The organism is Gulosibacter sp. 10 (assembly GCF_900163695.1).
In the GTDB taxonomy this organism is placed as follows: domain Bacteria; phylum Actinomycetota; class Actinomycetes; order Actinomycetales; family Microbacteriaceae; genus Gulosibacter.
This window is the reverse complement of the sequence record NZ_FUIC01000033.1, coordinates 43,981-67,237: the sequence shown is the minus strand read 5'-3', so window position 1 is coordinate 67,237 and position 23,257 is coordinate 43,981. Positions and strand designations below refer to the sequence as shown.

Here is a 23,257-nt window from a genome sequence, read left to right as displayed (position 1 = left end):
CTGTGCTCGCGCATCCTTCCCGCGTCATCCCCGCCGCTCCGACGGGTACTGCTGAAAGCCCCACCCCTCATGGACAAGACGAAAAAGAAACGGTCGCCGCTCGTCAGAGGCGTCCTCGCATTCCTGAGCCTCTTCACCCTGTGGCATGTCTTCGCGTCGTTCCTCTGGATCGCGCCCTACTCCCCGATGCGCGAGATCCCCACGCAGCCGGTGCTGCAGGCGTACATGCTGCCGATGTTCGGCCAGTCGTGGAGCGTGTTCGCGCCGGAGCCGATCAACGGCAGCTACAAGTTCGAGGTGCGCGCCGTGATCGATGAGGGCGATGGCGAGCTCGTCGAGACCGAATGGGTCGACGCCACGGCCGTCGAGCTGTCGATGATCCAGAACAACCTCTTCCCGCCCCGCGCCGGCATCCAGGCCGCGCAGGTGGCGAGCCAGCACAAGGGCGGGTTCGACTCGCTCACCGCCGATCACCAGGTGATCGCCGGACTCAACTACTTCGAGGGCGACTGGGAGCAGCGCCTCCGCGACAAGATGGCCAGCTACGGCGAGGAGGAGCTCGTCGACGACTACATGGTGCAGGAGCACACGGCCGCCGCCTACGCCACCCAGGTGGCGCTCGCCGTGTGGGGCGACGACGTCGTGCGCGTGCAGTACCAGTCGAGCCGCCAGAACGTCGTCCCCTTCGCCCAGCGCAACGACCCCGACGCCGAGCAGCCCCCGCAGCAGATCGTGAGCACCGGCTGGCGCGGGCTGACCGAGAACCCGGGGCAGAGCTCCGAGGCCTTCCGCGAGACCTTCCTGCGCGTCTACGAGGGGATGGACCGATGAGCGACAAGACCTCCCTCGGCACCTCGCTGCGCCGCTTCCTCGCGGCGATCGGCATCTTCATCGGCGACGGCGTCGTCTCGCTCGTCCGCGGCGCGGGCCGGCTCATCGGCACCGGCTACACGATCGTCGAGAACTGGCTCTGCGACAGCAAGAAGGCCACGTACGGCCTCGCCGTGACGCGCATCCTCATCGGCTTCGCCGCCGTGGGCCTGCTCGTCTCGAACTACCGCACCCGCCTCTACGCCTTCGGCAGCGGCTCGCTGTGGAACGGCGAGGGGGTGGAGCCGAAGAGCGAGTTCCCGAAGATCTGGCTGTTCAGCTCCTTCCACCAGGTGATGGACAACGACTTCGCCTACACGGCGCTCTACCTCGTGCTGCTCGCCCTCGCGGTCTGCTTCATGATCGGCTGGCGCACGCGCATCGTCCACCCGCTGTTCCTCATCCTCTGGGTGAGCTTCATCGAGGCGAACGACATGCTCGGCGACCAGGGCGACAACATGTTCCGCATCGCGCTGCTCTTCATGCTGTTCGCGGACTGCGCCGGCCGCTGGTCGCTCGACGCCCGCCGCCGCGCGAAGAAGGGCATCGTCGAGGATCCCGCCTCCTCGTGGACCCAGATCAAGAACGCGGCGCACAACCTCGTGCTCGTGATCCTCACGGCGCAGGTCTCGTTCGTGTACGTCTCGGGCGCGCTGTACAAGGCCGGCGGCGACCCCTGGTCCGGCGGCTACGCGGTGTACAATCCGCTCATGACCGACCGCTTCGGCACCTGGCCCTGGCTCTCGGAGCTCGCCACCACGTGGGGGCCGATGGTCACGGCGGCCACGTGGGGCTCGATCATCATGCAGCTCGCGTTCCCGTTCATGCTGCTCACGCGCTTCACCCGCATCATCGGGCTCGCGACCATCCTGTCGTTCCACATCGCGATCGCCGTGCTGATGGGCCTGCCGTGGTTCTCGCTCGCGATGATCGCGATCGACTCGATCTTCGTGCGCGACCGCACCTGGAAGGCGATGGCTGGCGGATTGCGGGACCGGTTCCTCGGGGCTTCGCAGCGGGCGCGGCAGAAGGTGCCCGCCTAGCTCCGGGGCGGAGGGCCCGCGCGTCGTCGGTCGTGCGGGCCCTCGTCCGTTTTCCGGCTGCGGCGCCGCGGTGCCGTGGTGTCCCGGAACGGGGTGAATAGCCGGGCTGTCGCGGTATCCGCGTTCGCTCGGCTATGCGTCCCATCTGGGATGGGCGTTGTCCGGGAGATAGGTGCGTGCCGGGTGAGCCGCGGCTTCGCCGGGTGCCGGAACGGGGTGAATAGCCGGGTCATCGAGGTGGCGACGTCCGCCCCGCTATCCATCCCATCCGGGAGCGCGCGCCGGGTGACCGAGGTGAGTTGCGGCGTCGCAGGATGCCCGAATGGGGTGAATGGCGGGGGCGTCGAGGTAGCGGCGTCCGTCCCGCTATCCGTCTCATCCGGGAACGCGCACCGGGATGGATGCTGCCGACCGGGGCGGGAGCGCTCCGGTACCGCGCGGGGCCGGCCGTGGGCGATCGGCCGGCAGGGGTGGCTATACGTGCCGGGGGAGGCCGTGCGGCGCGGGGCCGGTGGTGGAGCGCACGACGAGCGTGGGCTGCATGCGGACGAACTGCCGCTCCAGGTCGGGGCGGCTGTGCCGCCGCAGGGCGAGTTCGGTCGCCTGCCTGCCGAGCTCGACGCCGTGCAGGTCGACGCTCGTGAGATCGGTGCCGGGTGCGCTGCCGGCCGAGCTGTTGTCGTAGCCGATGACCGACACGTCCCGCCCCGGCGCGAGGCCGGCCGCCGCGATGGCGTCCAGCACGCCCAGGGCGGCGCGGTCGTTGTGCGCGAAGACAGCGGTGGGGGCGTCCGCCGCCGCGAGCACGTCGCCCGCGATCGCGGCCACCTCGCCGCGCGAATAGCTCGTCTCGATCGTGCGCGGATCGAGGCCGGCCTCGAGCATCCTCGCCTCGTAGCCCCGCGCGCGGTCGAGATAGCCGTCGCTCGGGGGATTCGCGAAGAAGGCGATCCGGCGATGGCCGAGCTCGAGCAGGTGCGACGTGGCGAGCTCGGCGCCGCGGCGGTTGTCGGAGTACACGCTGTCGATGCCGGGGATGTCGCGGGCGAGGCTCACGAGCGGCACGCGCCGGTTGTGCAGCAGCGCGGTCTCATCGGAGAGGCGCAGGCCGGCGGCGACGATGACGCCGACCCGGGCGCCCTGGAGCGTGGTGAGGGGCGCCGCGTCGCTGTCGCGTTCACGCCGGCCGATGGCGAGCACGAGCTCGCGGTCGTGGTCCTCGGCCACCTCGCGGATGCCGTCGTAGACGTCGGCGAAGAACTCGTTGTGGAGATCCTGCAGGTAGACGCCGATCGATCGCGAGCCGCGGGTGGCGAGATTCGCGGCCACGCGGTTGTGCACGTAGCCGAGCTCTTCGCCGATGGTGAGGATGTGCTCGCGCGTGGCGGCGCTGACGCCCTCCGCGTTGCGATAGGCGATCGAGACGAGCGCGCGCGACACGCCTGCCGCGCGGGCGATGTCCTCCATGGTGGTGCGCGCCATCTCCGCCTCTCGTTCCGGTACTTGACAGTATTGGCTAGAGCGCTCTAGATTGAAACTAGAGCGCTCTAGAAACGCTCGGATATCGACTCGACACGCCTGACTGAGCAAGGATGCACATGACCACTGGCAACGACGCCGCGCCTCGCGTCGGCATCGCCCCCGACTCCTGGGGCGTCTGGAACCCCGTCGACGCCGCGCAGCCCGCGCCCGAGCAGTACCTCCGCGAGGTGCGCGAGGCCGGCTACCGCTGGACCGAGCTCGGCCCGTACGGCTACCTCGGCACCGACGCGGGCGCGCTCCGCGAGCAGTTCTCGCGGTACGAGCTGCAGCTCACGGCGGGCACCGTCTTCACCGGCCTGCACCGCGGTCCCGACGCCCTCGAGGAGGCCTGGGCGAGCGTGCGGGAGGTCGCCGAGCTCGTCAGGGCGCTCGGCGCCGAGCACGTGATCGTGATCCCGGAGCTGTGGGAGCGCGGCGAGGACGGCGCGGTGGCCGGCGAGCGGGCCTTCGCCCCGGACGAGTGGGCGGCGTTCCTCGCCGGCCACGACGAGCTCGGCCGCCGGCTCGAGGAGGAGCTGGGGATGCACCAGCAGTTCCACTCCCACGCCGAGAGCCCCATCGGCTCCTACCGCGAGGTCGTCCGCCTGCTCGAGGGCACGGACGAGCGGTACGTGAACCTGTGCCTCGACACCGGCCACCTCGCCTACTACTTCGGCGACAACGAGCGCGTGATCCGCGAGTTCCCCTCCCGGATCGGCTACCTCCACCTCAAGCAGGTCGAGCCCGACCTCCTCGCCGACGTGCTGAAGAACGACATCCCCTTCGCCGAGGCCGTCAAGCGGGGCGTCATGATCGAGCCGCCCCTCGGCGTGCCCGAATACGGCGCCATCCTGCGCGAGGCCGCCGCGGCGAACCCCGGAATCTTCGCCGTCGTCGAGCAGGACATGTACCCCCTCGCCGACTTCTCGCAGCCGCTCGAGATCGCCCGCCGCACGCGCGAGTACATCGAGACCTGCGGCGCCCCGGTGCGGCTGCGCTGAGCACGCCCGCACCTCGCGGACCCACCATGACCAGACCCTCGAAGGAGAGCACATGACCACCCCGATCCGAGTCGCCGTCATCGGCGCAGGCATGGCCGGCCAGGCCCACGCGTTCGGCTACCGCACCGCCTCGATGGCCGTGTCGTCGTCGATCGCCGTCGAGCTCGACAGCATCGTCGACCCCAACGTCCCGCTCGCCGAATCCGTGGCCGCGCGCTACGGCTTCGCGCGCGCCTCCGGCGACATCGACGCGCTGCTCGAGCGCGAGGACATCGACGCCATCAGCGTGGCGCTGCCCAACTTCCTGCACGTCGACGTACTGCCGAAGGTGCTCCGCTCGGGCAAGCACGTCTTCGCCGAGAAGCCGATCGGCCGCACCGTCGCGGAGGCCTCCGCGCTGCAGGCGCTGGCCGAGGAGTCGGCGGCGGTGACCGGCGTCGGCTTCTCGTTCCGCCGGCTGCCCGGCCTCGCGGCGCTCGCGCAGGCCGTCGCGGACGGGCGGATCGGGGACGTGCACACCGTGCGCGGCTGGTACTACGCCGACTACGCGGCGGACCCGGCCGGGGCGCTCTCGTGGCGGTACTCGCAGGAGCAGTCGGGCGGCGGGGCCGTGCTCGACATCGGCTCGCACGCGATCGACGCGGTGCAGTTCGTCGCGGGCGCCATCGACCGGGTCGACAACGCCACGCTGCGCACCGTGATCGGCGAGCGGCCGAAGCCCGCGGCGGGCGCGATCGGCCACGGCGCATCCGCCTCGGCCGAGCACGGGCCGGTCACGAACGACGACATCGCGCTGCTCTCGGTCGGATTCGAATCAGGCGCCGTCGGCCACATCGAGCTCAGCCGCATCGCGCAGGGCGTGCCCAACGCGCTCGGCGTCGAGGTCTTCGGCACGAAGGGGCACGCCTCCTTCGACTCGATCTCGGCCGGCGAGTTCACCGTGTTCGAGGCAGGACTCACCGACGCCCCGTACAACGGGCCGCGCCGCATCTTCACCGGCCCCGAGCACCCCTATTTCAAGGACGTCGCGGCCATGCCCGGCGGCGGCGTCGGCACCGGATACGCCGAGGCGTTCACCGCGGAGATCCAGGAGTTCCTCCGCTGCGTCGGCACCGGTGCGCAGATGGACACCGACTTCGGCAAGGCGACCGCGATGATGCAGGTCGTCGGCGCGGCGCTCGAGTCGAGCCGCACGGGCGCCCGAGTCTCCATCTGATCAGACGCGTCGCGCGGGGCCCGGACACCCCGCGCGACGCCCATACGGCGCCGGCGCATCCGTGCTGTGCCGGTGCATCCGCGCCGTGTCGGTGTGCGCTTGTCTCTGCGCACCGGAGCCGTGCGCACCGGGACCGTGCGTTCCAGAACCGTGCGCGCCGGGACCATGCGAGCCGGACCATGCGTCCCGGAACCGCGCGCGCCTGGACCGGGCGCGCATCCCGCCGCGGCCGAATCGCCCGGGCGCGGCTCGGGTCCGCCGGGATCCTCCCGACGTTCGGCGCGCCCGAACGCCGCGCCCAGCGCGCGGGCTCCGGCCCCGAGCGCACCTCGGGCCCACCCATCCACCCCCTCTTCGACAAGGAAGTCACCATGTCAGCAACACCTCAGCCCACCGAAGGGGTCGGGCTGCCCGCACTCACCAAGGGGCCGCATACCCGGCGGCTCACCGTCGTCGCGTTCGTCGCCACGATCGGCGGCCTGCTCTTCGGCTACGACACCGGCGTGATCAACGGCGCGCTGCGCCCCATGACCGTCGAGCTCGGGCTCACGCCGCTCACCGAGGGCGTCGTCACCTCCTCGCTGCTGTTCGGCGCCGCGGTCGGCGCGGTCTTCGGCGGGCGGCTCAGCGACGCGTGGGGCCGCAAGCCCTCGATCGTCGCCCTCGCGCTCGGCTTCCTCCTGGGCACGGCGCTCTGCGTGTTCGCGCCGAACTTCGCCGTCATGGTCGTCGGCCGCGTCATCCTCGGCATCGCGGTCGGCGGCGCATCCACCGTCGTCCCCGTCTACCTCGCCGAGCTCGCGCCGTTCGAGATCCGCGGATCCCTCTCGGGCAGGAACGAGGTGATGATCGCGCTCGGCGCCTTCCTCGCGTTCGTCGTCAACGCCATCATCGGCAACGTATGGGGCCACCTCGACGGCGTCTGGCGCATCATGCTCGCCGTCTGCGCCATCCCCGCGATCGCGCTGTTCTTCGGCATGCTGCGCATGCCCGAGTCGCCCCGCTGGCTCGTGTCGAAGGGGCGCGAGGAGGAGGCGCTCGTCATCATGAAGACCGTGCGCTCCGGCGAGCGCGCCGAGGCCGAGATCGCCGAGGTCGCAACGCGGGCGCGCGAGGCGTCGACGCAGAAGCGCCTCCGCCTCGGCGAGGTGCTGCGCAACAAGTGGCTCCTGCGCATCCTGCTCGTGGGCACCGGCGTCGCCGTGTTCCAGCAGCTGACCGGCATCAACACGATCGTCTACTACGGGCAGACGGTGCTCGTCGAGGCCGGCTTCGACGAGAGCGCCGCGCTCATCGCGAACGTCGTGCCGGGTGCGATCGGCGTGATCGGCAGCGTGATCGCCATCTACAACATGGAGCGGATCAACCGGCGCACCACGTTCATCCTCGGGTACACGCTGACCACGGTCTGCCACGTGCTCATCGGCATGGCCTCGGTGATGTTCCCGGTCGGCGACCCGCTGCGCCCGTACGTCATCCTCGTGCTCGTCGTGGCCTTCGTCGGCTCGATGCAGACCTTCCTCAACGTCGCCACGTGGGTGATCCTCTCCGAGATCTTCCCGCTGCACATGCGCGGGCTCGGCATCGGCATCTCGGTGTTCTTCATGTGGATCGCGAACGCGCTGCTCGGGCTGTTCTTCCCGTCCGTCGTGGACATGGTCGGCATCACCGGCTCGTTCCTGATGCTGGGGGCGCTCAACCTGCTCGCGCTGATCTTCGTGGTCAAATGCCTTCCCGAGACGAGGGGGCGCACCCTCGAGGCGATCGAGGAGGACGTGACCACCGGCGCGATCTACACGCAGCGCGGGGAGAAGCGCCGCGCGAGGTAATACTCGGGCGCGGCACTGGGAATCCCGAGCGAAGGAAGTTAGGTTGCCCTTATGAAAATCGCTCAGGAATACGCCGACGCCATCAACGACCAGATCACGCTCGAGTACACCGCCTCGCTCGTCTACCGGCAGCTCGCCGTCGACATGGAGGCGATCGACCTCAGCGGCATCGCCAAGTGGTTCCTCGCCCAGGCCGAGGAGGAGGTCGAGCACGCGCAGAAGTTCACGCAGTACCTGCTCGACCGCGACGCCCACCCCGTGCTGAAGACCATCGAGCTCTCGGGGAGCACCGTGGACAACGCGCTCGACGCCTTCAAGGCCTCGCTCGCGCACGAGGAGAAGGTGTCGGAGTCCATCCGCAACCTGTACCGGGTGGCCGACAAGGTCGGCGACATCGACTCGCGTCCGCTGCTGCACTGGTTCCTCGACGAGCAGGTCGAGGAGGAGTCGACCGTGAGCGAGATCATCGGCCGCATCGAGCTGCTCGCCGGCGACGGCTCGGGCCTGCTCGAGATCGACAAGCAGCTCGGCTCGCGCGAGGAGGGCGAGGACTAGACCCCGAGCCCTTCACGGATGCGCCGCAGCCGGTCGTTATGGCGTCTCGATAACGACCGACTGCGGCGCATCTGCGTGAGAGGGCTCGACGACGAGCACGCGCCCCTCCGCGATGAAGCGGGGCAGGAGGGTCTCTGCGCCGGCCGGGCATCGGCTTCGCCGACGCCCGGCCCCGCACGCTCCGGGAGGGGCGAACGCCGTGCCCGAACGGCCCCACGGGGAACTCGTTCGCCGTACCCGATGCTGGGTCTTGAAAAGTCGACCGTGCGAGAGCTACTATCTACTAGACCGCTCTAGTTGATACAGAATTCGGTCGATGGCATCCGGGACGGATGCAGAAATACTGCGAGCTCGGCGAAAGCATTCGCGAGAGCTTTCCCTATCGCGTCCCATGTCTGATGACCGGCGATATCGATTCGCGTATCGAAGTCGATCGCGGAGCAGACCTTTCCTGACCGCATTCATCTGCAGTGCGTTTCGGAATTCCGATCTGACCGGACGGCTGAATGGATAACGGCGCAATGATGCGCCGGGGTGATGACCGCAAGGAGGCGGAACAGGATGACCCAACCGCAAAAAGGTAGTCAACGACTTACACTCGCGCTCACGGCGGTGCGCATGGGGCCGGCGCTCATGCTGCTGGTCCTGGTGATCGTGCTGAGCCTGCTCACGCCGGTATTCCTCTCGGGGAGGAACCTGGGGAACATCGGCCTCGAATCCTCGGTGGTCGCGCTGCTGGCGCTCGGGCAGCTGCTCGTCATCATCACGGCGGGCATCGACCTCTCGGTCGGCTCGGTCATCGCCTTCTCGAGTATCCTCGGGGCGCTCTGGGTGAGGCACACGGGGATCGTGGACGGCTGGCTGATCATCCCGACGATGGTGCTCGGCGGCGCGTTGGCGGGGGCGATCAGCGGCACGCTCTTCGTGAAGGGCAAGCTGCCGCATCCGTTCCTGGCCACGCTCGCGATGATGATGGTCGCGCGCGGCGCGGCGCTGCTCATCTCGGACGGGAGCCCGATCACCGGCATGCCGGTCGCGATCCAGGCGCTGGGCTCGAAGCGCATCCTCGGAGTGCCGGTGGCCGTCATCCTCGTGCTCGTGCTCGCGGTGCTCGTCCACATCCTGCTCACGAGGATCACCTGGGGCCAGTGGATCTACGCGGTCGGCGCGAACAAGGAGGGCGCCAAGCGCGTCGGCATCCCGGTCGACCGCGTGCTCATCTCGGTCTACGTGATGAGCGGGTTCTTCGCGGGCGTGGCGGGGCTGGTGGTCTCCGGGCAGACGAACTCGGCCTATCCCACGGCGGGAATGCTGCTCGAGCTCTCGGCCATCGCCGCCGTGATCATCGGCGGCGCGAGCTTCTTCGGCGGCCGGGGCACGGTGTTCGGCGCGATGGTCGGGGCCCTGATCCTCGGCGTGATCCAGAACGGGCTCAACCTGCTCAACGTGAACCCCTCCTGGCAGTACGTGGCGCTGGGCACCGTGGTCGTCCTGGCCGTCGAGCTCGACGTCGTGCGCCAGCGGTTGGAGAACCGGCTGAAATCGGCCCGCACGGAGGAATCGAAGACCGGCGAGGCGCAACCGGAACCCCGGGAAGCGATCGCCCAAGAGAAGGAGGCCTGAGATGTCGGATGCGCAGCGTTCTTCCGAATCGGCACCGGTGCTCGAAATCCGCAATGCCACGAAGCTCTTCGGCCCGGTGCGGGCGCTGAACGGAGTGAATCTCGAACTCGGCCATCGTCAGGTGCTCGGATTGCTCGGCGACAACGGCGCCGGAAAATCCACGCTGATCAAGGCGATCACGGGCGTGCATCAGCTCACGAGCGGCGAGATGCTGATCGACGGCAAGCCCGTGCATTTCAAATCGCCCACCGATGCCAGGGAATACGGAATCGAGGCGGTCTATCAGGACCTCGCGCTTTTCGACAATCTCGGCATCGTGAACAATCTCTATCTCGGCAATGAATTGACCAGGCCGAGGAGATTCCGGGCGCTGGGGTGGCTGGACCGCAAGGCGATGGAGAAGGACGCCCGACGGCGGCTCGAGACGCTGCAGGTGCACCTGCCCAGTTTCTCCGCATCGGTAGGGCTGATGTCGGGCGGGCAGCGGCAGGCCGTGGCGGTGGCCCGGGCGGTGGCGTTCGCGAGCAAGGTGCTGATCCTGGACGAGCCCACCGCGGCGCTCGGGCTCCGGGAGACGCGGAATGTCCTGAACACGATCAAAGAGCTTCCCGAAAAGTACGACATCTCGGTGATCTTGATCTCGCACAACATGGATCACGTGGTCGAGGTGTGCGATCGGGCTGTCATCATGCGGCAGGGAGGGGTGGTCGGCCAGCTCGAGCCGACCGAGGAGACGATGGCGGAGATGGTCTCCCTCATCGTCGGTGCAACGAAGCAGGAGGTATAGGAACCATGGGATTCAAGAGAAGCACCCGGATAACCGGGTTGGTGGCGGCGGGTCTGCTCGCCCTCACGGGATGCTCGGGGGAGACCGGCGGCGGTGGCGGGGGCGACGGCGATCAGCTGGTCATCCCGGTGGTGCTGAAGACCACCACGGCGCCCTACTGGCAGGTCGTCCAGCGAGGCGTCGAGGACGCGGCCGAGGAATTCGGGACCAGCACGACGGTCGGCGGCGCCTCGGCGGAGACCGCGGTGCAGGAGCAGATCGACCGCATCCAGGCGGACCTGCTCCACGACCCGGATGTCCTGGTGGTCGCGCCCACGCAGGCCGAGCAGCTGCAGCCCGTGCTGCAGAGCGCGGTGGACAGCGGCGTGCCGGTCGTGCTGCTCGACACCGACATCGAGGGCTGGGACGGCGCCGAGACCTTCATCGGGACGAACAACTACGAGCTCGGCCAGCAGGCCGGCGAGTGGATCCTCGAGGAGGCCGGCGAGGGCGAGGTGCTCACCATCCGCGGCGTGCCGGGCAACCCGAGCACCGACGATCGGATCGACGGGGCGATCGAGGCGTGGGAGGGCTCGGGCCTCGAGGTCGTCTCCGACCTGCCCGCCAACTCCGACCGCGCCGAGGGGCGCTCCGTCACCGCGGACGCCTTGCAGGCGAACCCGGAAATCAGCGTGATCTTCGCCGCGAACGACGATATGGCGCTCGGCGCCATCGAGGCGATCAAGGGCGCCGGCCTCGACGTCGACGATTTCCTCATCGTCGGCGTGAACGGCGACTCCGACGCGATCGATTCGATCGAGGCCGGCGAGCTGGATGCGACGATGGCGCAGGGAGCGCGCGAGATGGGCTACCAGGCCATCGAGGTCGCGACCCAGATCGCGGCGGGGGAGACCTTCGACCGCGAGATCTCGGTGGACGCGACCCTCGTGACGGACGAGAACGCGGCCGAGTATCGCGAGAGCCTCGAATAACGGGTGCTCCTCGGGCGCGCCCTGCCCGTCGACCGGAGGCTGCTCGCCGGCGGCGGCCCGGGCCGTTCGAGACCGATTGAACAGCTCGGCTCGGACGTGGAGGGCGGGTCGGACCCGTACCCTCGACGGATGCGTCGCAGTTCGCGGTTATGGCTTCTGCATAACCGCGGACTGCGACGCATCCGCAGTGCACGACCACTAGGCTGAGCGGACAAAAGTCCTTACAAAGGGGAAAAGGAATGCAACGCTTCGCCCTCATCGGCGCCGGCTTCATCGGCTCCGTCCACGCCGCGAGCCTCGCCGCGAACGCAGGCATCGACTTCCGGCTCGTCTACGACGTCGATCCGGACCGCGCGGGTGCGCTCGCCGCCGAGCATGGTGCGGAGGCCGTCGCCGACGTGGACCGGGCCTTCGACCCGGCCGAGATCGACGCGGTCGTGATCGCCTCCTCCACCGACACGCACGCCGAGCACCTGCGCCGGGCCGCGGATGCCGGCATCGCGGCCTTCGTCGAGAAGCCCATCGACGCCGCCCTGGACCGCGCCGTCGAGATCGTCGAGTACGTCGAGGCCGCCGGCATCCCCGCGATGGTGGACTTCAACCGCCGCTTCGACCGCGACCACGCGGAGCTGCAGCGCCTCGTGCGCACGGGCGAGCTCGGCACGCCCTCGCTCGTGCAGATGACCTCCCGCGGCCCCTCGCTGCCGCCGATCGCCTACCTCGAGGTCTCGGGCGGGCAGATGCGCGACCAGACCGTCCACTTCTTCGACCTCGCGCGGTGGATCCTCGGGGTCGATCCGGTGGAGGTGCAGGTGATGGGCGCGGTCGCGACCGACCCGCGCGTGGGCGAGATCGGCGACGTCGACACCTCCGTGGCGACGCTCCGCCTCCCCGGCGGCGGGCTCGTGCAGATCGACAGCGTGCGCGAGACCGCCTACGGCTACGACGAGCGCATCGAGGTGCTCGGCTCGAAGGGCCTGGCGGAGTCGGGACGGATGCGCGCCGGCAACGTCACCCGGCTCGTCGGCGACCGCGCCGTGTCGAACGGCCTCCACGCGGGCTGGTTCGAGCGCGTGCAGCCCACCTATGCGGCCTCGCTCGACGCCTTCGTGCGCGCGCTCGAGGCGGGCAGCAGCGTCATGCCGGTCACCCTGCGCGACGGCCTCAAGGCGCAGGCCGTCGCGGAGGCGGCCACCCGCTCGCTGGCCTCGGGGCGCGCCGAGCGCATCGAGTACCCGGGCTGAGGCACCGGGCGGTACCGCTTCGCGTCGCATGGCGCGGCCGTCGACCCGGCGGCCGCGCCTGCTGCGTGCGTGGGTCGTATAGCGGCGCCGTCGCCTGGGTGGCCGTCGCCCGGCTATTTGTCCCATCGGGGGATGCGGTTCTGGTGCCGGTGGGTGGGGCGCGGCGCCCGCCTTGTTGCGCCCATGTGTCAGATAGCGGGGCCATCGATGGTGCGGTCGCAGCTCGGCCATGTGACGCAACGAGGATGCGGTTCTGGTGCCGGTGGTGAGGCGCGGTGCTCGCCCTGTTGTGCCCATGTGTCAGATAGCGGGGCCGTCGAGGGTGCGGTTGTCGCCCGGCTATTTGTCCCATCGGGGGCATGTTGGCGGGATCGTGCGCGATGCGTAGGGGTGGGGTCGGCTGATTGTGCCTGCTGCGTCCATGGGTCGTATGGCGTGGCCATCGAGGATGCGGCCGTCGCCCGGCTATTTGGCGCATCGGGGGATGCGGTTCTGGTGCCGGTGGGCGGGGCGCGGTGTTCGTCCTGTTGCGCCCATGTGTCACATGGCGGGGCCGTCGCCTGGGTGGCCGTCGCCCGGCTATTCGGCGCATCGAGGTAGGTCGGCGTGACGGTGTGGGATGCGGTGGGGTCGGCTGATTGTGTCTGCTGCGTCCATGGGTCGTATGGCGCGGCCATCGAGGATGCAGCCGCCGCTCGGCTATTCGGCGCAATGAGGGCGCAGGCCGAGCAGTGACGCAGAGGCGCAGGAAGTGCAGACCTGCAGACCGCGCCGGGGCGCGCAGACGACGCAGGCCGCGCAGGCCGCGCAGGCCGCGCCCGCCCCGTCGCATCCGTTTGCTAGGGTCGGAGGCCAAGGCACGGGGCGCCGCGTTCGCGCGGCTGAGATCGCACCCGTTGAACCTGATCCAGTTAGTACTGGCGAAGGGATTGTCTGCGGTGAACGGCGCGGTGCGTCGGGCGCATCCGGAAGACATCTCTTTCGTCGCCCGACGAAAGGCAGATCATGACCACCCACCTCGACACCGAATCCACCGCCCTGGCCGGCCGACGCGTGCTGGTGACCGGAGGGGCCCGCGGCCTCGGCAGGGCGCTGAGCCGCGCCTTCGCGCGCGAGGGCGCCGCCGTCGCCGTCGACTACCTCACGAGCGAGGCGGCCGCCGAGGAGCTCGTCGCCGAGCTCAACGCGCGGCGCCCGGATTCGGCGGTCGCCCTGCGCGCCGACGTCACCGACCAGGACCAGGTGGACGGGCTGTTCACCGCGGCCGAGGCGGCGCTCGGCGGCCCGATCACCGTCGTGGTGAACAACGCCCTCGCTTCGTTCTCCTTCGACGGCGACGCCCGCCCGAAGGCGCACGAGATCGGCTGGGAGCGGTTCGAGCAGCAGTTCGAGGGCAGCGTCAGGGCGGCTCTGCACACCACCCAGCGCGCACTGCCGGGCTTCGAGGAGGCGGGGGAGGGGCGCGTCATCAACATCGGCACCAACCTCTTCCAGCACCCCGTCGTGCCGTACCACGACTACACGGCCTCCAAGGCGGCGCTGCTCTCGCTCACCCGCACCCTCGCGCACGACCTGGGGCCGAGCAACGTCACCGTGAACATGCTCTCGGGCGGCCTGCTGCGCACCACCGACGCATCCGCCGCGACGCCCGAGGAGGTGTTCGACTTCATCGCCCAGGGCACCCCGCTGCGCCGCGTCACCACGCCCGAGGAGTTCGCCGACGCCGCGCTGTTCTTCGCGAGCCCGTGGGCCCGCGCGGTCACCGGCCAGAATCTCGTGGTCGACGGCGGCCTGGTGATGGACTGAGCGGGATGATGCACCTCAACCTCTTCGTCTACGGCTGCGGGCATCACTCGGCGGCCTGGCGCCACCCCGACTCGCAGCTCGAACGGCTCACGAGCATCGACTACTACGAGGACCTGGCGCTGCTGAGCGAGCGGGGGAGGCTCGACGCGATCTTCTTCGCCGACGGGCATTCGGCGCGCGAGGTCGATCAGGCGCCGGGATGGTCGGTCGAGCCCATCACCGCGCTGGCGGCCGTGGCCGCGCGCACCGAGCGCATCGGCCTCGTCACCACCGTCTCCTCGACCTTCTTCACGCCCTTCCACGCGGCGCGCCACCTCGCCTCGCTCGACCACCTGTCCCGGGGCAGGATCGGCGCGAACATCGTCACCTCGATGTGGGATGCGGAGGCGCGCAACCACTCGCTCGAGCGGATGCCCGCGCACGCGGAGCGGTACGCGCGCGCCGACGAGTTCATCGAAACGCTCATACGGCTCTGGGACAGCTGGGAGGATGACGCCATCGTCGGCGACCGGGCGGGCATCTACGCCGATCCGGCGAAGGTGCACCGCATCGATCACGCCGGCGAGCACTTCCGCATCGACGGGCCGCTCACCGTCCCCAGGCCGCCGCAGGGGCGCCCGGTGCTGTTCCAGGCCGGCGCGTCCGAGACGGGCCGTGCGCTCGCGGCGCGCTGGGCCGAGGCGATCTACGCCGTCGCCTTCGACATCGAGGCGGGGCGCGAGTACTCCGGCGACGTGAAGCGGCGCATCGCCGAGGCGGGACGGGACGCGTCCTCGGTCGCGATCCTGCCGGGCCTCGTCGCCTACGTGGGCTCGACCGAGGAAGAGGCGCGGCGCAAGAAGGCCGCGCTCGACGCGCTGCTGCCGGTCGAGCACTCGCTCGCGCAGCTGGGGCTGTTCATCGAGCAGGACGCCTCGGGCTGGGATGTGGACGCGCCGATGCCCGAGCTGCCGCCCGCCTCCGAGTTCACCGGGCCGCAGGGCCGCTACCGCACCATTCTGCGGATGATCGAGGTCGACACCGTCGACGGGGTCCGGCCCACGGTGCGGCAGGTGCTGGGCCGGCTCGCCGCGGGCGGCGGGCACGCCACGATGATCGGCACGCCCGAGGGGATCGCCGACGAGATGCAGCGCTGGGTCGAGGCGGGGGCCGCCGACGGCTTCAACCTCATGCCGCCGCTGCTGCCGGGATCGCTCGAGGACTTCGTCGAGCAGGTCGTGCCCGTCCTGCAGCGGCGGGGGCTGTTCCGCCGCGAGTACGGCGAGCGCGAGATGTTCCGCGAACGGCTGGGGCTCCCGCGGCCCTGAGCTTCGGCGGTTTCGACGCGGGGCGGTTTTGACGCGGGTGGCTTCGACTCGGAATGATGCCGCCCCGGAACGGCGCCGTCCCGGAACGATGCCGCCCCGGAACGGCGTCGTCCCGGGGTACGTCGTCCGGGGGCACATCGTCCCCTGGGGCGGATCCGGTCCGGTGGGGCACGTCGTCCCGCCGGACGGACACCGCCCTGCGGAAGAGCCTCCTCTGCGGGACGGGCTGCCGCTCGCCGCTCGCCGCCCGGCAGCGCGGGCGCCCGCCGCCCGATTCCGGCGTTCGCTCTCTCTCCGCGATATGAGGGAAACGCCCGTTGCACTCGCGGATAGGAGAGTTATCCGCACTGTGCTCGCGGATGTGAGGCGAATGTCGGGTTCTCCGCCGTCTATCCCCGCGTTTGCCTCACATCCGCAAAAGTCTCACATCCGCAAAGGTCTCGCATCCGCCGAAGTCGCATCACCGGGGCTCCGAACGCGCAGGATCCCAATATCCGCAGAGGCCTGTCAGTGAAGGAACAGCCGCGCTCCGCGGTATCCGCGCGCCCGGCGCGGAGCGCGAACCCGCTCGGACTGGGCGCCGAGGTGCCCGCGCGCCCCGTCCGAACCGCGTCCCGCGGCGTCTGCACGCCCTGCTCGGAGCGCGCATCCCGTCCGGACCGTGCCCCGCGGTGTCCGCGCATCCCGTCCGAACCGCGTATCCCTGCCTGAACCGCCCCGCCCGCACCGCCCGCCCCGCACGGGCCGGGGAAACACAGGCGCCCGCCTCCCGAGCATCGGGAGGCGGGCGCCTGCTGAGCGGGGGACTACTCCAGGTCGGAGAGGTTGTCCTTGGTGATCCACTGCGCCTCGGTCAGGACCTCGGCCTCGACCTCTTCGCCGTTGATGATCTGCACCATCGTCTCGACGCCGAGCTCGCCGATGCCGGGGGTGTCCTGCGAGACGGTGCCGTCGAGGCCGTCGGCCTCGATCGAGGCGATGCCGTCCTCGGTGGCGTCGATGCCGAACACCTGGATCGAGTCGCCCTGGCCGGCGTTCTCGATGGCCTGCACGGCGCCCACGCCCATCGCGTCGTTCTGCGACACGACGGCGTCGAACTCGGTGCCGGTCGAGAGCCAATTCTCGACGAGGTTGAGCGCCTCGGCGGTGACCCAGTTCGCCGACTGGTCGAACACGACCTCGACGTCCGGGTACTCCGCGAGCACGCTCTCGTAGCCGTTGTTGCGCGCGATCTGCGCGTCGCTGCCCATCGGGCCGTAGAGCACGGCGATGGAGCCCTCGCCGCCGATGGCCTCGATGGCCTGCTCCATCTGCAGCGCGCCGGCCTCGGTCTCGTTGCCGCCGATGTAGGCCGCCGCGAGGTCCTGCTGGGACGCCTGCTGCACGATGGTCGCGATGGGCACCTCGGCGTCGTTCGCCGCGATGAGGCCGGGCACGACGCCGTCGGTCGAGACGGGCTCGACGAGGATGCCGTCGTAGCCCTGCGTGATCGCCTGCTCGATCTGGCTGACCTGGGTGGCCGCGTCCTGCTCGCTGTCGAAGACGGTGACCTCGTAGCCGAGCTCCTCGCCCTTGGCCTCGGCGGCCGAGGCGACGGTGGTCACGAACGAGTTGGACATGTGGCTCATGATGAGGGCGATCGTGCCGCCTTCGCCGTCGCCGCCCTCGGTGCCGCCGTCGTTGGCGCAACCGGTGAGCAGCAGCGCCGCCGTCGCCGCGACGATCGCGAACTTGGTGCGTTTCTTGGCCATGGTGGGTTCCTTTCGGGGAGGGGTGGGGTTGTGGGATGAGGTTGGGGGCGTCAGTCGCGCCGGGTCTTCACATCGATGAGGACGGCGAGCACGATGATGGCGCCCTTGATGATCTGCTGGGCGTTGGAGTCGATGCCGAGGATGTCGAGGCCGTTCGCGATCACCGCGATCATGAGCGCGCCGATGACGACGCCGAAGGCCTTGCCCCGGCCGCCGGCCATGCTCACGCCGCCGATGACCACGGCCGCGATCGCGTCGAGCTCGTAGGAGGCGCCCGCGGTGGGGGAGCCGGTGAAGGTGCGCGAGGCGAGCAGCACGCCGCAGATGCCCGCGAGGGTGCCGGCGATCACGAAGGGCGCGACGGTGAGGCGCTTGACGTTGATGCCCGACACGGCCGCGGCCTGCGGGTTGCCGCCGAGCGCGTAGATGCGGCGGCCGAAGATGGTCTTGCGCAGCACGAAGGCCGCGACGACGGCGATGATGATGAAGTAGATCGCGAGCGTCGGGATGCCGAAGAGGCGGCCGGAGGCGAGCGACTGGAACTCGGGGCTCAGGTTCGAGACGGGCGCGCCGCCCGAGACGATGAGCGCGACGCCGCGCACGGCGGTGAGGGTGCCGAGCGTGATGATGAACGACGGGATCGCCCCGTACGCCACGCCGACGCCGTTGATGAGGCCCACGACCACGCCGACGGCGACGCCGACGAGGAGGGGCACGAACAGCGGGTACTCGCCCGGGTGCGCGAACATCGCCGCGGCCACGCCGGCGAGGCCCACGGTCGAGCCGACCGAGAGGTCGATGTGGCCCGAGATGATCACGTACATCATGCCCATCGCGAGGATGCCGTTCACGGCGGTCTGCACGAGGATGAGGAAGATGTTGTTCAGGCTCAGGAAGGAGTTGTTCGGCGACGCGATCGTGAGGCCGATCACGAGCACTGCGAAGATGATGAGCAGGCCCGCATCCTTGAGCAGCGTCGAGTTCGAGAACCGCCCTGTCGCGGAAGTGGACTTAGTGGGTGCCGTCGTCATTGTTGTCTCCGAATTGTGAGGCGAGCTCGAGGATGCGCTCCTGGTCGAATTCCGGCCGTTCGAGGGTGCCGGTGATGCGGCCTTCGGCGAACACGTGGATGCGGTCGCTCAGGCCCATGAGCTCGGTCATCTCCGAGGAGATGAGGATGACCGAGCAGCCCTTCTCGACCAGGTCGCCGATGAGGGTGTAGATGTCGCGCTTGGCGCCGATGTCGATGCCGCGCGTGGGGTCGTCGAAGATGATGATCTGCGGCTCGGTGAGCAGCCACTTGGAGAGCACGACCTTCTGCTGGTTGCCGCCGGAGAGGCGCGACACGAGCTGCCGCGAGTTCGGCGTGCGGATGCGCAGGCGGTCGATGTAGTCGTCCGCGATCCTCGCCTCGGTGCGCTGGCGGAGGATGGTGGACGGGAACAGCTGCTTGAGGTTCACGAGCGAGATGTTCTCGGCAACCGAGCCCTCGAGGTTGAGGCCCGTGACCTTGCGGTCCTCGGTGACCAGGGCGATGCCGCGCCTGATCGCATCCTGGGGCCGCTTGATCCTCACCGGCTCGCCGTTGAGGAGCACGGGCGAGTCCGAGCCGCCGGGGCGGATGCCGAAGAACGACTCGACGAACTCGCTGCGGCCCGCGCCCACGAGGCCGCCGATGCCGAGCACCTCGCCCTTGCGGAGCGAGATGCTCACGTCCTGGACCATGGGCGGGCTCGACCAGTGGTCGATCTCGAGCACGGGCTCGCCGATCTCGACCTCGCGCTTGGGGAAGTTCTCGTCGAGGCTGCGGCCCACCATGTCGCGGATGAGCGTGGCCTCGTCGAGCTCGGAGGCGGGCGCGGTGCTGATGAGCGCGCCGTCGCGGAGCACCGAGATGGTGTCGGAGATGCGGAAGATCTCCTCCATCTTGTGCGAGATGTAGATGATCGCGACGCCGGATTCGCGCAGCCGCCCGATGTGGCGGAAGAGGATCTCCACGTCGGCCTCGGTGATGGCCGAGGTGGGCTCGTCCATGACGATGACCTTGCTCTCGAACGCGATGGCCTTGGCGATCTCGACGAGCTGCATCTGGGCGACGGAGAGGGTGCGCATGAGCCGGTCGGCTGCCACGGGGATCTCGAGGCGCTCGAGGAGCTCTCGGGTGGCGGCGCGCATGGCCCGCGCATCCGCGAGGCCCAGCTTGTTGCGCAGCTCGCGGCCCAGGTAGAGGTTCTCGGCCACGGTCATGTCGAGCACCGGGTTGAGCTCCTGGTGGATCATCGCGACGCCGCGCGAGAGCGCGTCGCTCGGTCCGGTGATCTCGACCGGCTCGCCCTCGATGAGGATGCGGCCCGAGTCGGGGCGGTAGATCCCCATGAGGATCTTCATGAGCGTGGACTTGCCCGCGCCGTTCTCGCCCATGAGGGCGTGGACCTCGCCGGGGTGGAGGTCGAAGGAGACCCCGTCGAGCACGCGGACGCCGGGAAAGCGCTTCGTGATAGCTTCGAATTGCAGAATCGGCGCGGTCATGCGGGTATTTCCGTTCGCGGACTGACGTCGCGCATGGGTTTCCTTTCGGCGCAGCCTTGCGCGGAAGTGGAATATGGCTGGTGGTGCGGTCGGACGTTCGATCCCTCGTGAGGATGGAAGACACTGCGTGCTGCACTGCGTGATGTCTTACTACCCGGACAGCGTGTTCATAGTATGCGCCTGAGAATGACCTGTCAAAGGGTTCCCGCCAACTGCCCGCGGGGATTGGACCGGTACAGTGCGCCGAGAGGGGAAGCGGAGAACCGTGACGCAGGAGGAAGCGCGCCTCGCGGCGCTGCTGCACGACTACTCGCTCGAGATCACGGGCAGGGATCTCGACTCGATCGGGGAGGCCCGCGCGGCCATCCCCGCGGGCTCGCGCATCAACGTCACCTTCCTCGGCAGCGAGGAGCCCGAGCTGCGACTGCGGACGGCTCGGGCCATCCGCGAGGCGGGATTCGCGCCCGTCCCGCACCTCGCGGCCCGGCGCCTGCGCTCCCGGGACGAGTACCGCGGGGCGCTCGCGGCGCTGCAGCGCGAGGGGCTGTCGGAGCGGCTGTTCCTGGTCGGCGGGGATCCCGCGACGCCGCTCGGGCCGTACGCCGACGCGCACTCGCTCATCGCCGCCGAGCCGCTGGCGGAGTACGGCGTGCGCGAGGTCGGCATCGCGGGCTACCCCGAGGGGCATCCCGGCATCGGCGCCGACGCGCTGCGGGAGGCGCTGCTCGGCAAGCTCGCGGCGATCCGCGGGCTGGGCCTCGAGGCGGTGGTGGCCACGCAGTTCTCCTTCGACGCGGAGGCGGTGGCGCGATGGGTGCGCTCGGTGCGCGAGCTCGGCTACGAGGGGCCGATCCGCATCGGCACGCCGGGGCCGGTGGGCGTCAAGCGGCTGCTGCGGTACGCGTCCCGCTTCGGCGTGGGCTCGAGCGCGGGCATCGTGCGCAAGTACGGGTTCTCGCTCACGGGCCTGATGGGTACGGCCGGCCCGGATCGCTTCCTGCGCGCGCTGGCGGCCGAGCCCGGCCTCGGCGACATCGCGGTGCACTTCTACACCTTCGGGTCGCTCGCGGGCACGGCCGCCTGGGCGCGGGACGCGGGATAGCGCGGGGCGCTTTCAGCACAGATGCGTCGAAGTCTGCGGTTCTGAACGGGTCAGAACCGCAGACTTCGACGCATCCGGGGCGTGGCGCCTACCGGTTCTCGGGGAGGCCGAGGTCCCACTGGCGCCGGTCGGCCGGCGCGCGGAGGGCGAGGAATTCGGCGAGCAGCTCCTCGTCGATGGGCTCGTCCGCCGCGCGGATCGCCGACTGCAGGTGCTTCGACTTCCGCGAGCCGATCACGGTGGTCGCCGCCCTGGTCCGTTGGATGGCGAACTGGTTGGCGAGGAACGCGATGTCGATGCCCTTCTCGACGGCGAGCTCCTTCATCGCCTGCGCGCTGCGCTGCACCGCCTCGGGCGCGGGGTGCTCGATCTTCACGGTCGATCCGCCCGGCGTCAGCAGGCCGAGGGCGACCGCCGCGGCGTTCATCAGGCCCACCCCGTGCGTCTCCGCGACGGGGGCGAGCTGCTCGTCGAGCGAGCTGTCGAGCAGTGTCGACTTGCCGAAGGTGAGCACGACGTCCACGTCGGTCTCCTCGATGACCCTCCTGAACGTGTTGATGGGGTAGCCGGTCATGCCGATGAAGCGGCACTTGCCCTCGTCCTTGAGCCGCTGCAGCTCGGCGAAACCCTCGGTGAGGACGGGGCCGATGTCCACGAAGTCGATGTCGTGCAGCTGGAAGACGTCCACGTAGTCGGTCCCGAGCGTGCGCAGGCTCTCCTCCATGCTGCGGCGGATGCGCGAGGGGGAGAAGTCGAAGTCGTCGAAGCCGTAGCGGCCGGCCTTGGTGCCGAGGATGATCCCGTCCCGCTTGGCGGGGGTGAGCGCCTTGCCGAGCCGCTCCTCCGCGTTGCCGTAGTAGGGGGAGGTGTCGATGAAGTTGATCTCGCTGTCGATGACCTCGTCGATGAGGCGGATCGCGTCGGACTCGTCGAGCGGGCCGAAGAGCTCTCCGAGCGGCGAGGTGCCGAACGACACGGTGGAAATGGTCAGCCCGGTCTCTCCGAGCGTTCTGAACTGCATGTGGTGCGACTCCTTCGTCGGGGTGTCGAGGTGATGCGGAGCCGGGGTCGACTCCGAGGTGTTCGACGGCGCGGGCGTGTTCCGGCTCTGCGCCGTTCGAGCGATCCGGCTAGTTGTTCTCGGGCAGCCCGCTGCGCCACTGCCGCTCGTCCGGGGCGGGCCGCAGTGCGAGGATGTCGGCGAGCAGCTGCTCGTCGATGGGCGTCTCGGCGGCGCGCAGTGCGGACTGCAGGTGCCGCGACCTGCCCGTGCCCACCACGGTGGTCGCCGCGCGGGTGCGCTGAATCGAGAACTGGTTGGCGAGGAAGGCGATGTCGGCGCCGCGCTTCTCGGCGAGCGCGATCATGGCGGCGGCCGCGCGGCGGATCGGCGGCGTCGCCGGGTGTTCGCCGACCATGTTCGAGCCGCCGGGCGTGAGCAGCCCGAGCGAGACGGCGGCGGCGTTGATGAGCGCCACGCCGTTGCGCTCGGCGATGGGCGCGAGGACCTCGTCGAGCGAGCTGTCGAGCAGCGTGCTCTTCGCGTAGGTGAGGCTGACGTCGATGCCGGTCCGCTCGTAGGCGCGGGCGAAGGTCTTGAGCGGATAGCCGGACATGCCGATGCAGCGCGCCTTGCCCTCGTCCTTGAGCGCGTGCAGTTCCGCGACGCCGTCCTCGAAGACCGGGTCGAGATCGACGTACTCGACGTCGTGGAGCTGGAAGACGTCCACGTGGTCGGTGCCGAGCAGGCGCAGGCTGCGCTCGAGGCTGCTGCGGATGCGCGCCGGGGAGAAGTCGAAGTCGTCGCGGCCGAAGCGGCCGGTCTTGGTGCCGATCAGGACCTGCTCGCGCTTGGCGGGGGTGAGGGCCTTGCCGAGCCGCTCCTCGGCGGAGCCGTAGTAGGGCGAGGTGTCGATGAAGTTGATGCCCGAGTCGATCACCTCGTCGACGAGGCGCAGGGCGTCGGCATCGTCGAGCGGGCCGAAGAGCTCGCCGAGCGAGCCGGTGCCGAACGACACGGTGGACACGGTCAGGCCGGTGCCGCCGAGTTCGCGGTATTGCGTCATGGATGTGCTCCTTCGCCTCGCAGACGGCGTTGCGCG

At 69.8% G+C, this 23,257-nt stretch carries 19 protein-coding genes and 1 riboswitch; of the genes, 13 read left to right on the top strand and 6 right to left on the bottom strand.

Going from position 1 to position 23,257, the window contains the following annotated elements:
• Nucleotides 1–69 precede the first annotated feature (69 nt).
• Both FM112_RS12355 and FM112_RS12350 read left to right on the top strand, forming a co-directional pair.
• Complete coding sequence (locus tag FM112_RS12355; RefSeq protein WP_087007993.1) at nt 70–831, top strand: DUF5819 family protein; 762 nt, start codon at nt 70–72, stop codon at nt 829–831.
• The gene (locus FM112_RS12350) at nt 828–1,913 is read left to right on the top strand and encodes an HTTM domain-containing protein (RefSeq protein ID WP_087007991.1); all 1,086 of its coding nucleotides are present in this window, start codon (nt 828–830) and stop codon (nt 1,911–1,913) included. Before FM112_RS12355 ends, FM112_RS12350 begins: the two co-directional genes overlap by 4 nt.
• Nucleotides 1,914–2,387: 474 nt before the next feature.
• Here FM112_RS12350 and FM112_RS12345 read toward each other — a convergent pair whose 3' ends face one another.
• The gene (locus FM112_RS12345) at nt 2,388–3,395 is read right to left on the bottom strand and encodes a LacI family DNA-binding transcriptional regulator (RefSeq protein ID WP_254910484.1); all 1,008 of its coding nucleotides are present in this window, start codon (nt 3,393–3,395) and stop codon (nt 2,388–2,390) included.
• Nucleotides 3,396–3,511: 116 nt separating this feature from the next.
• Between FM112_RS12345 and FM112_RS12340 the strand changes: the two genes are divergently transcribed.
• The 10 genes from FM112_RS12340 (at nt 3,512) to FM112_RS12295 (ending at nt 15,773) form a co-directional block, all read left to right on the top strand.
• A complete protein-coding gene (locus FM112_RS12340) occupies nt 3,512–4,435 on the top strand; it encodes a sugar phosphate isomerase/epimerase (RefSeq protein WP_087007989.1) in 924 nt (307 codons plus the stop codon).
• A gap of 52 nt (nt 4,436–4,487) precedes the next feature.
• Nucleotides 4,488–5,651 carry a Gfo/Idh/MocA family protein gene (locus FM112_RS12335; protein WP_087007987.1) on the top strand — a complete coding sequence of 388 codons (1,164 nt, stop codon included), beginning with the start codon at nt 4,488–4,490 and terminating at the stop codon, nt 5,649–5,651.
• A gap of 371 nt (nt 5,652–6,022) precedes the next feature.
• Nucleotides 6,023–7,480, top strand: a complete 1,458-nt coding sequence (locus FM112_RS12330) for a sugar porter family MFS transporter (protein ID WP_087008062.1) — start codon at nt 6,023–6,025, stop codon at nt 7,478–7,480.
• A gap of 51 nt (nt 7,481–7,531) precedes the next feature.
• Complete coding sequence (locus FM112_RS12325; RefSeq protein WP_087007985.1) at nt 7,532–8,035, top strand: ferritin; 504 nt, start codon at nt 7,532–7,534, stop codon at nt 8,033–8,035.
• Between the two features lie 561 nt (nt 8,036–8,596).
• A complete protein-coding gene (locus FM112_RS12320) occupies nt 8,597–9,658 on the top strand; it encodes an ABC transporter permease (protein WP_176386811.1) in 1,062 nt (353 codons plus the stop codon).
• A gap of 1 nt (nt 9,659) precedes the next feature.
• Nucleotides 9,660–10,445: an ATP-binding cassette domain-containing protein gene (locus tag FM112_RS12315; protein WP_087007980.1), complete on the top strand. Its 786-nt coding sequence runs from the start codon at nt 9,660–9,662 to the stop codon at nt 10,443–10,445.
• A gap of 5 nt (nt 10,446–10,450) precedes the next feature.
• Nucleotides 10,451–11,416, top strand: a complete 966-nt coding sequence (locus FM112_RS12310; RefSeq protein ID WP_087007978.1) for a sugar ABC transporter substrate-binding protein — start codon at nt 10,451–10,453, stop codon at nt 11,414–11,416.
• Between the two features lie 239 nt (nt 11,417–11,655).
• Nucleotides 11,656–12,660 carry a Gfo/Idh/MocA family oxidoreductase gene (locus tag FM112_RS12305; protein ID WP_087007976.1) on the top strand — a complete coding sequence of 335 codons (1,005 nt, stop codon included), beginning with the start codon at nt 11,656–11,658 and terminating at the stop codon, nt 12,658–12,660.
• Between the two features lie 850 nt (nt 12,661–13,510).
• Nucleotides 13,511–13,607: riboswitch (TPP riboswitch) on the top strand.
• A gap of 58 nt (nt 13,608–13,665) precedes the next feature.
• Nucleotides 13,666–14,466 carry a 3-oxoacyl-ACP reductase gene (locus tag FM112_RS12300; protein ID WP_087007974.1) on the top strand — a complete coding sequence of 267 codons (801 nt, stop codon included), beginning with the start codon at nt 13,666–13,668 and terminating at the stop codon, nt 14,464–14,466.
• Nucleotides 14,467–14,471: 5 nt separating this feature from the next.
• The gene (locus FM112_RS12295; protein WP_087007972.1) at nt 14,472–15,773 is read left to right on the top strand and encodes an LLM class flavin-dependent oxidoreductase; all 1,302 of its coding nucleotides are present in this window, start codon (nt 14,472–14,474) and stop codon (nt 15,771–15,773) included.
• An 806-nt stretch (nt 15,774–16,579) separates the two neighbouring features.
• Here the strand turns inward: FM112_RS12295 and FM112_RS12290 are convergent.
• Genes FM112_RS12290 through FM112_RS12280 form a run of 3 tightly spaced genes read right to left on the bottom strand, consistent with a single transcriptional unit; the run spans nt 16,580 to nt 20,053 of the window.
• Nucleotides 16,580–17,524: a sugar ABC transporter substrate-binding protein gene (locus FM112_RS12290; protein WP_087007970.1), complete on the bottom strand. Its 945-nt coding sequence runs from the start codon at nt 17,522–17,524 to the stop codon at nt 16,580–16,582.
• 50 nt (nt 17,525–17,574) lie between these two features.
• Entirely contained in the window at nt 17,575–18,555 is a 981-nt protein-coding gene (locus tag FM112_RS12285; protein WP_087007968.1) for an ABC transporter permease, read from the bottom strand.
• Nucleotides 18,536–20,053, bottom strand: a complete 1,518-nt coding sequence (locus FM112_RS12280) for a sugar ABC transporter ATP-binding protein (protein ID WP_087007966.1) — start codon at nt 20,051–20,053, stop codon at nt 18,536–18,538. The genes FM112_RS12285 and FM112_RS12280 overlap by 20 nt, the downstream gene beginning before the upstream one ends.
• Nucleotides 20,054–20,318: 265 nt before the next feature.
• Here FM112_RS12280 and FM112_RS12275 point away from each other — a divergent pair, with 265 nt between their 5' ends.
• On the top strand, nt 20,319–21,155 hold the full coding sequence (locus tag FM112_RS12275) for a methylenetetrahydrofolate reductase (RefSeq protein ID WP_087007964.1): 837 nt from the start codon (nt 20,319–20,321) through the stop codon (nt 21,153–21,155).
• 88 nt (nt 21,156–21,243) lie between these two features.
• Here the strand turns inward: FM112_RS12275 and FM112_RS12270 are convergent, their stop codons facing one another.
• Both FM112_RS12270 and FM112_RS12265 read right to left on the bottom strand, forming a co-directional pair.
• Nucleotides 21,244–22,176 (bottom strand): aldo/keto reductase, encoded by a 933-nt coding sequence (locus tag FM112_RS12270; protein ID WP_087007962.1) that lies wholly within the window; start codon nt 22,174–22,176, stop codon nt 21,244–21,246.
• 109 nt (nt 22,177–22,285) lie between these two features.
• Nucleotides 22,286–23,221 carry an aldo/keto reductase gene (locus tag FM112_RS12265; protein WP_087007960.1) on the bottom strand — a complete coding sequence of 312 codons (936 nt, stop codon included), beginning with the start codon at nt 23,219–23,221 and terminating at the stop codon, nt 22,286–22,288.
• Between the last annotated feature and the right edge of the window lie 36 nt (nt 23,222–23,257).